The organism is Streptococcus caballi DSM 19004 (assembly GCF_000379985.1).
Classification (GTDB): domain Bacteria; phylum Bacillota; class Bacilli; order Lactobacillales; family Streptococcaceae; genus Streptococcus; species Streptococcus caballi.
The window spans coordinates 1-9,301 of sequence record NZ_KB904098.1; the positions used below are offsets into that span (position 1 = coordinate 1).

Genomic DNA, 9,301 nt, shown 5'->3' on the forward strand with positions numbered 1-9,301 from the left:
ACCCAGTATCAGATGACCCGCTCTATGTCTCGTGTTGGTAAGTGTATTGACAACGCGCCAATTGAAAGTTTCTTTGGGCACTTTAAGACGGAGTGCTACGATTTGAAGAAGTATAAAACTTTTGAGGAGCTGGTGTCAGATATTGATGCCTACATCTATTTTTACAATCATCAACGTTTTCAAGAACGCAACAACGGCCTTGCCCCTCTTGAAATGAGGAACAAGGCCGTCGCCTAATCTTTTATTATTTCATTGTCCACTTGACAGGGAGCTGTTCATTCAAGTCAAGAGTTTTTGTGTGACTAAATTTATTTCAATGAACATTGACTTTTTTTGATATTTTCGTAAGTGGAGCGGACGGAGATAAACGCTTTTGGAGTTCCATGCTTAATTTTTGAGCTTCAAGTCTCAAAAATTCAATTCTCAGCGACAACGATAGTGTCACTGGGAATACCACTATGATGAAAATATTAGGATTGGCTCACTTTATTTATGCTATTGGACTTATAATCCCTGTCGTATCGTGCGAGAAAATTTTTGGTTTTGTTAAACCTCGTCCTTCAAGCAGGCTAGCCCCTGTTGAATGGAAACAAAGATATTAGTCAGTTGAGATAACTTTCATCGAATAAAAGCAAAGGATTTGAAGCAGATGCTTGTATGGTAGCTCTGCCTTTTCAAATGATGCATTTTACTTTAGGTGATCGGCTTTTAGGATGAGCATATAGTCCATCAGAATTTTCATAAAACTAAAAAAGAAGAATCTTTTCAAAAATATTATCAAAAGAAACAGCCCTCCATTGAAGGCTGCTTTCATTTTGGAAGAGAGTTACTGGATGTTGAGCTTCCTTTTGATAATGTAGTAGGTGCCACCATAGTAGATTAGGCTAACAATAAGATCTTGGATACAGTAGAAGATAAAGAATTTTTCTGTAAAGATTTCATTGTCAACCAAGATGTGATTGCTGATGTGGGTAGAAAGGATAGCAAGAATGACGGACAAAGCAAAGTAGGCGACAAATCCCATGAGACCTCGGCGATTGCTAAAGAGTTGACCGATGGAAATAGCAAGATAAATCAAGAGCGTTCCTGAAATGGAGGAGAGGAAGGCGTAGACTAGTCCCCAAATGGCAATGTGGTTTGGAAGATAGGACGTGAATTGAGGAAGAGCAACAAGGACTTTCCCCAATCCAATACTTGGTAAAAAGATGAGAACTAAACCAAGGAAGATAATCAGGCTAATGAAAAAATTCCAAATGAGAGCTGCCACCAGTTTAGAAAGAATGATTTGGTGTGTTGAGACTGGTAAGGTCAAGGTGAGATACCCCTCACGACCAAAAATATTCTTATTAAAGCGATTGATGATGATAAACAGTGTAGCAATCCAAGCTCCCATGATTAAGGCAGCTAGTATGAAGACGAGGCTGAGCGGAAGCAGCTTAGAGTTTAATGAATAGCTGAAATTCTCCGTATTTCTAGCATCAGTGACAAAGCCCTTAATGATTAACCCAAGGGCTGTTGAGATAGCTAGAATAGCAATATTCAAGAGAACATACCATTTCCCAATGGATTTCAGTTCATATTTTAATAGTTTTCCAAACATAGTTTCCTCCTAAGCCTTATACTTTTCACGAAAGATTGAATCAATAGACTTGCCATACTCTTCACGTAAATCATCAACCGTCCCTTGCAGGATAGCTTTCCCATCTTGCAGGAAAATAACCTCGTCTAAGATTGGTTCAATATCGGCAATAAGATGGGTTGAAATAAGGACAGAAGCCTCTTCTGAGAAGTTATTGATGATAGTTTTGAGAATATAATCTCTGGCTGCTGGATCAACACCACCAATTGGCTCGTCCAAGATGTAGAGTTTGGCTTTGCGGCTCATGACTAAGATGAGTTGAACCTTTTCTTTGTTCCCTTTTGAGAGGTTTTTGAGCTGCTCGTTGATATCTAAGTTTAAATCAGATAACAATTTTTCAGCTCTTTCTCTTGAAAAGTCTTCGTAGAAGTCTTCAAAGTAGGTCAACATGTCCCTGATTTTCATTTCTTCGCGCAGGTAGCTGGTGTCAGGTAGGTAGGAAATGATTTTTTTAGTTTCAATAGACGGACGAAAACCGTCGATAACGATTTCTCCCTTACTTGGCTGAAGTAGGCCGTTGATGAGCTTGATCAGAGTTGTTTTCCCACTACCATTGGGTCCAAGCAGACCAATAATTTTACCAGCAGGTAAGTTGAGGGTTAGGTCATCGATGGCGATATGTTTTTTATAGCTTTTGCTGACATGATGCAATTGTAGTAATGTTGTCATTGGGTGTTCTCCTTGAGATAAGACTCTAGTACAGATACGATTTCCTCTTTTGGAAATCCAATTTTAGTCATATTTTCAACGAAAGAGGCTAGCTCGGTTTGAGCGACTTGACGCCTCGTTTTAGCAATGAGTTCAGTATCTTCCGTAACAAAACGCCCAGAAGTACGTTGAGAATAAACCATTCCTTGACGTTCTAATTCAGCGAAGGCACGCTGCATGGTGTTGGGATTGACACCAGCTTCCTCCGCGTATTCTCTCACAGTTGGAAGCTGTTGGCCACTCTTAATTTCTTGACTGATAATCTGCATCTTGACATGCTGTGCAATTTGCGCATAAATAGGTGATTTTTCGTCAAATTTCCAAGACATAAGTGACTCCTTTCTTAATAAGATCATTTGTAAATACTTTTTGTACTAAAACCATAATACAGAATATAATTACAAAAGTCAAGAATTATGCCAGAGTATCTCATTGTTGAAAGTATAGAGGAGTTTTATGTCCCCAAAATAATCAGGCAGACTCATTTAGCAGTAACATTTTATGATTTTGACTTGCAAGGATTTATTGAAATAAAAAAGAAAGCATAAGTTGCTCTTTCATAGTATAATGGAGAGTAAGAATACAAAGAAGGAGAAGCTATGTTTGCGCAATTAGATACCAAGACAGTCTATTCTTTTATGGATAGCTTGATGGATATTAAAACTTATGTTCACACAGCTAGAGAGTTGGGTTATCAAACTATCGGTGTGATGGACAAGGATAATTTGTATGCAGCTTTTCATTTTGTTCAAGAGGCCAAGAGCCAGGGATTGAATCCTGTCTTGGGATTGGCTTTGGATTTTACTTGGCAGGAGCAGACGCTGACTATTTATTTTCTTGCTAGAAATACAACTGGCTATAAGAATCTCCTGAAATTATCAACGGAGCGCATGACCTCGCAGCTAGACCTAGAGCAAGTTCCTGTTTATCTGGATGGGCTTGTGCCGATCGTTCCATATGTTGAAAGAGTGCTAGAGCCTGATCTACCTTTTGATTATTATATAGGTGTGGGGGTTAACTCACCCCAGCAGGACTATCCTAAACCGCTGATTCCCTTACATACGGTTCGTTATTTTAAGGAGGAAGAAGTTGAGACGATTCAAATTCTTCACGCCATTCGAGACAATCTTAAATTAGCAGATGCCCAGCCTGTCGCTGCTCATCAAAGTCTCCTACCTTGTGATATTATCAGTTCAGCTTTTGAAAAAAACTTTCCCCAAGCACTGGAGAATCTTGATAAGTTAGTGGCTGATATTCATTATGATTTTGATACCAACTTGAAATTGCCACGTTTTAACCGTCAGAAACCAGCTGTTGAGGAGCTTCGTCAATTAACTCAGGAAGGTTTACAAACTAAAAATTTATGGTTACCAGCTTATCAAGAAAGACTAGATTATGAACTGTCAGTCATTCATCAAATGGGCTTTGACGATTATTTTCTCATTGTCTGGGACTTGCTGCGTTTTGGGCGTAGTCGCGGATACTACATGGGAATGGGACGTGGTTCAGCTGCAGGAAGTTTGGTTTCCTTTGCCTTAGATATCACAGGTATTGATCCTGTTAAAAATAATCTTCTTTTCGAGCGTTTCCTCAATAACGAACGCTACAGCATGCCCGATATCGATATTGATTTGCCTGATATTTATCGTAGTGAATTTTTGCATTATGTGAGGGATCGCTATGGCAGTATGCATTCAGCTCAGATTGTGACTTTTTCAACCTTTGGTGCCAAACAAGCCATTCGTGATGTTTTTAAACGCTTTGGTGCGCCAGAATATGAACTGACTAACATTACGCGCAAAATTGGCTTCCGCGATAACCTGACATCAGTTTATGAAAACAACCTATCCTTCCGCCAGATCATCAACAGCAAAATGGAATATCAGCGTGCCTTTACCATTGCCAAGCGGATTGAAGGGAATCCTCGTCAGACTTCCATTCATGCGGCTGGTATTGTCATGAGTGATGATAATTTGACTGAGCATATTCCGCTTAAGAATGGTGAAGACATGATGATTACCCAGTATGATGCGAGTGCTGTTGAAGCTAATGGTCTGCTCAAGATGGACTTCCTTGGTCTAAGAAACCTGACTTTCGTCCAAAAGATGAAGGAGAAGGTGCTAGCAGATGAGGGGGCTGATATTGACATCAAATCTATTGATTTGGAGGACAAGGCAACCCTAGAGCTCTTTGCTGCCGGCCGTACCAAGGGCATTTTCCAGTTTGAGCAAAGCGGAGCTATTAACCTGCTAAAACGAATCAAACCAAGACGGTTTGAGGATATTGTTGCGACAACAAGTCTTAATAGGCCAGGTGCCAGCGATTATACGGAGAATTTTATCCGAAGACGGTTTGGTCAGGAAAAGGTTGATTTGATTGATCCAGCCATTGCTTCCATATTGGAGCCCACCTATGGTATCATGCTTTATCAGGAGCAGGTTATGCAGATTGCCCAGAATTATGCAGGTTTCACACTCGGCAAAGCTGATTTACTTCGTCGTGCTATGTCCAAGAAAAAGAGTAGCGAGATGCAGAAAATGGAGGCTGATTTTCTTGCAGGTGCCCAAGCTCTCGGACATCCTCTGGTGACTGCTCAATCCTTGTTTAGTCGTATGGCCAAGTTTGCCGGTTACGGCTTCAATCGTAGTCATGCTTTTGCCTACTCAGCCCTTGCCTTTCAGTTGGCCTATTTTAAAGTGCATTACCCTAGTATTTTCTATGATGTCATGCTCAATTATTCAAGCAGTGATTACATCGTAGATGCATTGGATGCAGGTTTTAAAGTTGGTCGTCTGTCTATTAATCATATCCCATACTCTGATAAAGTTTCAGATCATACGATCTATTTAGGAATGAAGCACCTAAAAGGTGTACCTAAGGATATGGCTTATTGGATTATAGAAAACCGTCCTTTTCAATCGGTGGAAGACTTTTTAACAAAACTCCCTGATAATTATCAGAAATCAGATTGCCTCCTTCCCTTGATTAGAATTGGTGCTTTTGATATTTTTGAGAAGAATCGGCGAAAAATAGAGCTCAATTTGGAAAATTTGTTTACCTTTGTTAATGAACTGGGCAGTTTGTTTGCAGATTATTCGTATAATTGGACAGAGACCGAAGATTATTCAAACCGTGAAAAATATCAGCAAGAGCAAGAATTACTTGGTGTGGGAATTAGTCCGCACCCCTTGCTTCAAATAGTTAAACAAAGCTCACGAAAGACAACTGATCTTGCTCAATTGCAAGAGAATCGTGAAGTAACTGTTCTTATTGAGTTGCAAGCCATCCGTGTTATTCGTACAAAGACAAAAGGGCAGCAAATGGCCTTTCTAAGTGTGTCAGATACCAAACAAAAATTGGATGTCACTCTATTTCCAGAAACCTATCAGACATATAAAGAGCTTCTGAAAGAAGGAAAATTTTATTACCTTAATGGTAAGGTTCAGCAAAGGGATGGTCGTTTGCAGATGATCCTCAATCACTTAGAAGAAGCTGTGACAGAGCGCCTTTGGATTCTTTTGGAAAATCATGAGCATGACGAGGAAATTTCCCAAATTCTCTCCAGCTATAAAGGAAACATTCCAGTCATTCTGCACTATCAAAATCCTAAGGAAACAATTCAGAGTCAGAGGCACTTTGTCACACAAAGTGATGAGCTAAAAGAAAAACTGAGGCAATTCAGTTTGAAAACGATTTTTCGCTAAAAAAAGTCCTAAAAGTGAACTATTTCTCAAGGATTATGCTATAATAAGAACGTTAGAATATAATATAAGGAGTTACAGTAAGAATGAAACGTATTGCTGTTTTAACTAGTGGTGGTGACGCTCCTGGTATGAATGCTGCTGTTCGTGCGGTTGTTCGTAAAGGTATTACTGAAGGTATGGAAGTCTACGGAATCAATCGTGGCTATGCCGGAATGGTTGAAGGAGATATCTTCCCACTTGGTGCAAAAGATGTGTCAAATACACTATCATATGGAGGTACATTCCTTCAATCAGCTCGTTATCCTGAATTTGCTACTCTTGAGGGTCAACTTAAAGGAATTGAGCAACTTAAGAAATATGGGATTGAAGGTGTCGTTGTTATTGGTGGTGACGGATCTTATCATGGTGCTATGCGCTTGACAGAACATGGCTTCCCAGCTGTTGGTATTCCTGGAACAATTGATAATGATATTGCAGGGACTGACTACACAATCGGTTTCGATACAGCAGTTAATACTGCGGTTGATGCTTTGGATAAAATCCGTGACACTTCATTCAGTCATGGCCGTACTTTCGTTGTTGAAGTTATGGGACGTAATGCAGGAGATATCGCTCTTTGGTCAGGTATTGCTGCAGGTGCAGACCAAATTATCATTCCTGAAGAAGAATATGACATTAACGAAGTGGTTAAAAATGTTCGTGAAGGATATGAGAAAAAAGGTAAACACCGTCATATCATTGTTCTTGCTGAAGGTGTTATGCACGCCGATAAATTTGTTGAATTGATGAAGGAGGCTGGTGACACTAGCGATCTTCGTGCAACAAATCTTGGTCACATTCTTCGTGGTGGTGCACCTTCTCCACGTGACCGTGTGATTGCTTCTTGGATGGGAGCACATGCTGTTGACTTGCTTAAAGAAGGTCGTGGTGGACTTGCGGTTGGTATTCACAATGAACATCTTTGCGAAAGTCCAATTCTTGGTACTGCGGAAGAAGGAGCTTTATTCTCACTTGATAATGGTAAAATCATTGTCAACAATCCACATAAAGCACGTCTTGATCTTGCTCAATTAAACCGTGACATTGCCCACTAATAGTCACTATGGACTGCTTAATGCTTAAACTTGTTAATATGTCGGTAATCGACAAAAAAATAAAGGGAGTTTCAAATTTATCATGAATAAACGTGTAAAAATCGTCGCTACACTTGGTCCTGCGGTAGAATTCCGCGGCGGTAAAAAATTTGGTGAAGATGGCTATTGGGGGGAAAACCTTGATGTTGAAGCATCAGCACAGAAAATTGCTGAGTTGATTACAGAAGGGGCTAACGTATTTCGTTTCAACTTCTCTCATGGTGATCATGCAGAGCAAGGTGCTCGTATGGCAACTGTACGTCGCGCAGAAGAAATTGCTGGTCAAAAAGTTGGTTTCCTTCTTGATACAAAAGGTCCAGAAATCCGTACTGAGCTTTTCGAAGGTGATGCAAAAGAGTATTCATATAAAACTGGTGAAGTTATTCGCGTTGCTACAAAACAAGGTATTAAGTCTACACGTGACGTTATTGCATTGAACGTTGCTGGTGCACTTGATGTTTTTGATGATGTTGAAGTCGGTAAACAAGTTCTTGTTGACGATGGTAAACTTGGCCTTCGTATCGTTGAAAAAGATGCTGAAAAACGTGAATTTGTTGTTGAAGTTGAAAATGATGGTATCATTGCTAAACAAAAAGGTGTAAATATTCCTTACACTAAGATTCCTTTCCCAGCGCTTGCTGAACGTGATAACGCTGATATTCGCTTTGGTCTTGAACAAGGACTTAACTTTATCGCTATCTCATTCGTACGTACTGCAAAAGACGTTAACGAAGTTCGTGCAATCTGTGAAGAAACAGGTAATGGACATGTTAAATTGTTGGCTAAAATCGAAAACCAACAAGGGATTGATAATATCGATGAAATTATTGAAGCAGCAGATGGTATCATGATTGCTCGTGGAGACATGGGTATTGAAGTACCATTTGAAATGGTTCCAGTTTACCAAAAAATGATTATCACTAAAGTCAATGCAGCAGGTAAAATTGTTGTTACAGCAACAAATATGCTTGAAACAATGACTGAAAAACCACGTGCTACTCGTTCAGAAGTATCTGACGTCTTTAACGCAGTTATCGATGGTACTGATGCTACTATGCTTTCAGGTGAATCTGCTAATGGTAAATACCCAGTTGAATCAGTCCGTGCTATGGCTACCATTGATAAGAATGCTCAAACACTTCTTAACGAATATGGTCGTCTCGATTCATCTAAATTTGCTCGTTCAACTAAGACAGAAGTTGTCGCTTCAGCTGTAAAAGATGCTACAAGCTCAATGGATATCAAGTTGGTTGTTGCTCTTACTGAATCAGGCAATACAGCTCGTCTTATTTCTAAATACCGTCCAGACGCTGATATTTTGGCAGTAACATTTGATGAAATTACTCAAAAATCATTGATGCTTAACTGGGGTGTTATTCCAGTTGTAACTGAAAAGCCAGCTTCAACTGACGATATGTTTGAAGTTGCTGAAAAAGCTGCTCTTGTATCAGGCCTTGTTGAATCAGGTGATAACATTGTCATTGTTGCAGGTGTTCCAGTTGGTTCAGGCGGTACAAACACAATGCGTATCCGCACTGTAAAATAATTTAGCTGAAAAATGCTCTTTATCAACTGTAACAGGTGATGAAAAGTTATACTCTGGAGAGAACTAATTTAGTTCTCTCTTTTCTACTATTTGTCAAGTACTTAGAGAAAAAATAATTTTCATGCAGTAATCAAAATAAGGGAGTTATCTTATTTTCCACTAAAGAGTAGCGGAACAAGTGCATGCAAAACCAACACCTTATTTTGTGATTTTTTGATAAGGTATTACCATAATATGGCATAAACAATTTTACTGATTTTTGGTAGACGCATAATCGTAAAGGTTGTTATGCATTATGAGGTAATATATTGTTCTGATAAGACGATGTATGAAGGCAATCGTATGTGGCTTGGTTGAAGTCGTTTGCGATTGCCTTTTTCGTTTCTCATAAAAGTCTGCGAATGGCACGGCTTGGTGTGGCTAGCTGAAGCGATATTGTGAATGCACTTGAACAAAATTTTTCTAGCATAAGGATTCCCACGCTTGGTAATGTGCTTCTTAGCGAGGAAGTTACCGGATTCATAGTGTCTCAGGTCAATACCGATAAAGGCATTGATTTGATTGGCAGACT

General features: G+C 39.6%; 7 protein-coding genes and 1 pseudogene. 4 read left to right on the plus strand and 4 right to left on the minus strand.

Translation table 11 applies throughout. From position 1 onward, the window contains the following. On the plus strand, positions 1-237 hold a 237-nt coding region (locus tag A3GS_RS11730; protein ID WP_018364892.1), incomplete at its 5' end, for an IS3 family transposase. A gap of 589 nt (positions 238-826) precedes the next feature. Here A3GS_RS11730 and A3GS_RS0108630 read toward each other — a convergent pair. From A3GS_RS0108630 to A3GS_RS0108640, 3 genes are read right to left on the minus strand one after another with little or no spacing between them, the layout of a single operon-like run. Further along, complete coding sequence (locus A3GS_RS0108630) at positions 827-1,600, minus strand: hypothetical protein (RefSeq protein ID WP_018365015.1); 774 nt, start codon at positions 1,598-1,600, stop codon at positions 827-829. 9 nt (positions 1,601-1,609) lie between these two features. Beyond that, a complete protein-coding gene (locus tag A3GS_RS0108635) occupies positions 1,610-2,308 on the minus strand; it encodes an ABC transporter ATP-binding protein (RefSeq protein WP_018365016.1) in 699 nt (232 codons plus the stop codon). After that, positions 2,305-2,676, minus strand: a complete 372-nt coding sequence (locus A3GS_RS0108640) for a GntR family transcriptional regulator (RefSeq protein WP_018365017.1) — start codon at positions 2,674-2,676, stop codon at positions 2,305-2,307. Before A3GS_RS0108640 ends, A3GS_RS0108635 begins: the two co-directional genes overlap by 4 nt. A 270-nt stretch (positions 2,677-2,946) precedes the next feature. Here A3GS_RS0108640 and A3GS_RS0108645 point away from each other — a divergent pair, with 270 nt between their 5' ends. The 3 genes from A3GS_RS0108645 to pyk all read left to right on the plus strand — a co-directional run bounded on the left by A3GS_RS0108645 (position 2,947) and on the right by pyk (position 8,730). After that, positions 2,947-6,051: a DNA polymerase III subunit alpha gene (locus A3GS_RS0108645; protein ID WP_018365018.1), complete on the plus strand. Its 3,105-nt coding sequence runs from the start codon at positions 2,947-2,949 to the stop codon at positions 6,049-6,051. Between the two features lie 83 nt (positions 6,052-6,134). Beyond that, positions 6,135-7,145, plus strand: a complete 1,011-nt coding sequence (gene pfkA, locus A3GS_RS0108650) for a 6-phosphofructokinase (protein ID WP_018365019.1) — start codon at positions 6,135-6,137, stop codon at positions 7,143-7,145. Between the two features lie 82 nt (positions 7,146-7,227). Continuing rightward, complete coding sequence (gene pyk, locus A3GS_RS0108655; protein WP_018365020.1) at positions 7,228-8,730, plus strand: pyruvate kinase; 1,503 nt, start codon at positions 7,228-7,230, stop codon at positions 8,728-8,730. 249 nt (positions 8,731-8,979) lie between these two features. Here pyk and A3GS_RS12440 read toward each other — a convergent pair. Continuing rightward, positions 8,980-9,301, minus strand: a pseudogene (locus A3GS_RS12440) (transposase); the annotation flags it as partial.

Bases quoted from the DNA above. Each gene is read 5' to 3' on its own strand.
- A3GS_RS0108630 (WP_018365015.1), bottom strand. From the start codon at position 1,600: ATGTTTGGAAAACTATTAAAATATGAACTGAAATCCATTGGGAAATGG.
- A3GS_RS0108635 (WP_018365016.1), bottom strand. From the start codon at position 2,308: ATGACAACATTACTACAATTGCATCATGTCAGCAAAAGCTATAAAAAA.
- A3GS_RS0108640 (WP_018365017.1), bottom strand. From the start codon at position 2,676: ATGTCTTGGAAATTTGACGAAAAATCACCTATTTATGCGCAAATTGCA.
- A3GS_RS0108645 (WP_018365018.1), top strand. From the start codon at position 2,947: ATGTTTGCGCAATTAGATACCAAGACAGTCTATTCTTTTATGGATAGC.
- pfkA (WP_018365019.1), top strand. From the start codon at position 6,135: ATGAAACGTATTGCTGTTTTAACTAGTGGTGGTGACGCTCCTGGTATG.
- pyk (WP_018365020.1), top strand. From the start codon at position 7,228: ATGAATAAACGTGTAAAAATCGTCGCTACACTTGGTCCTGCGGTAGAA.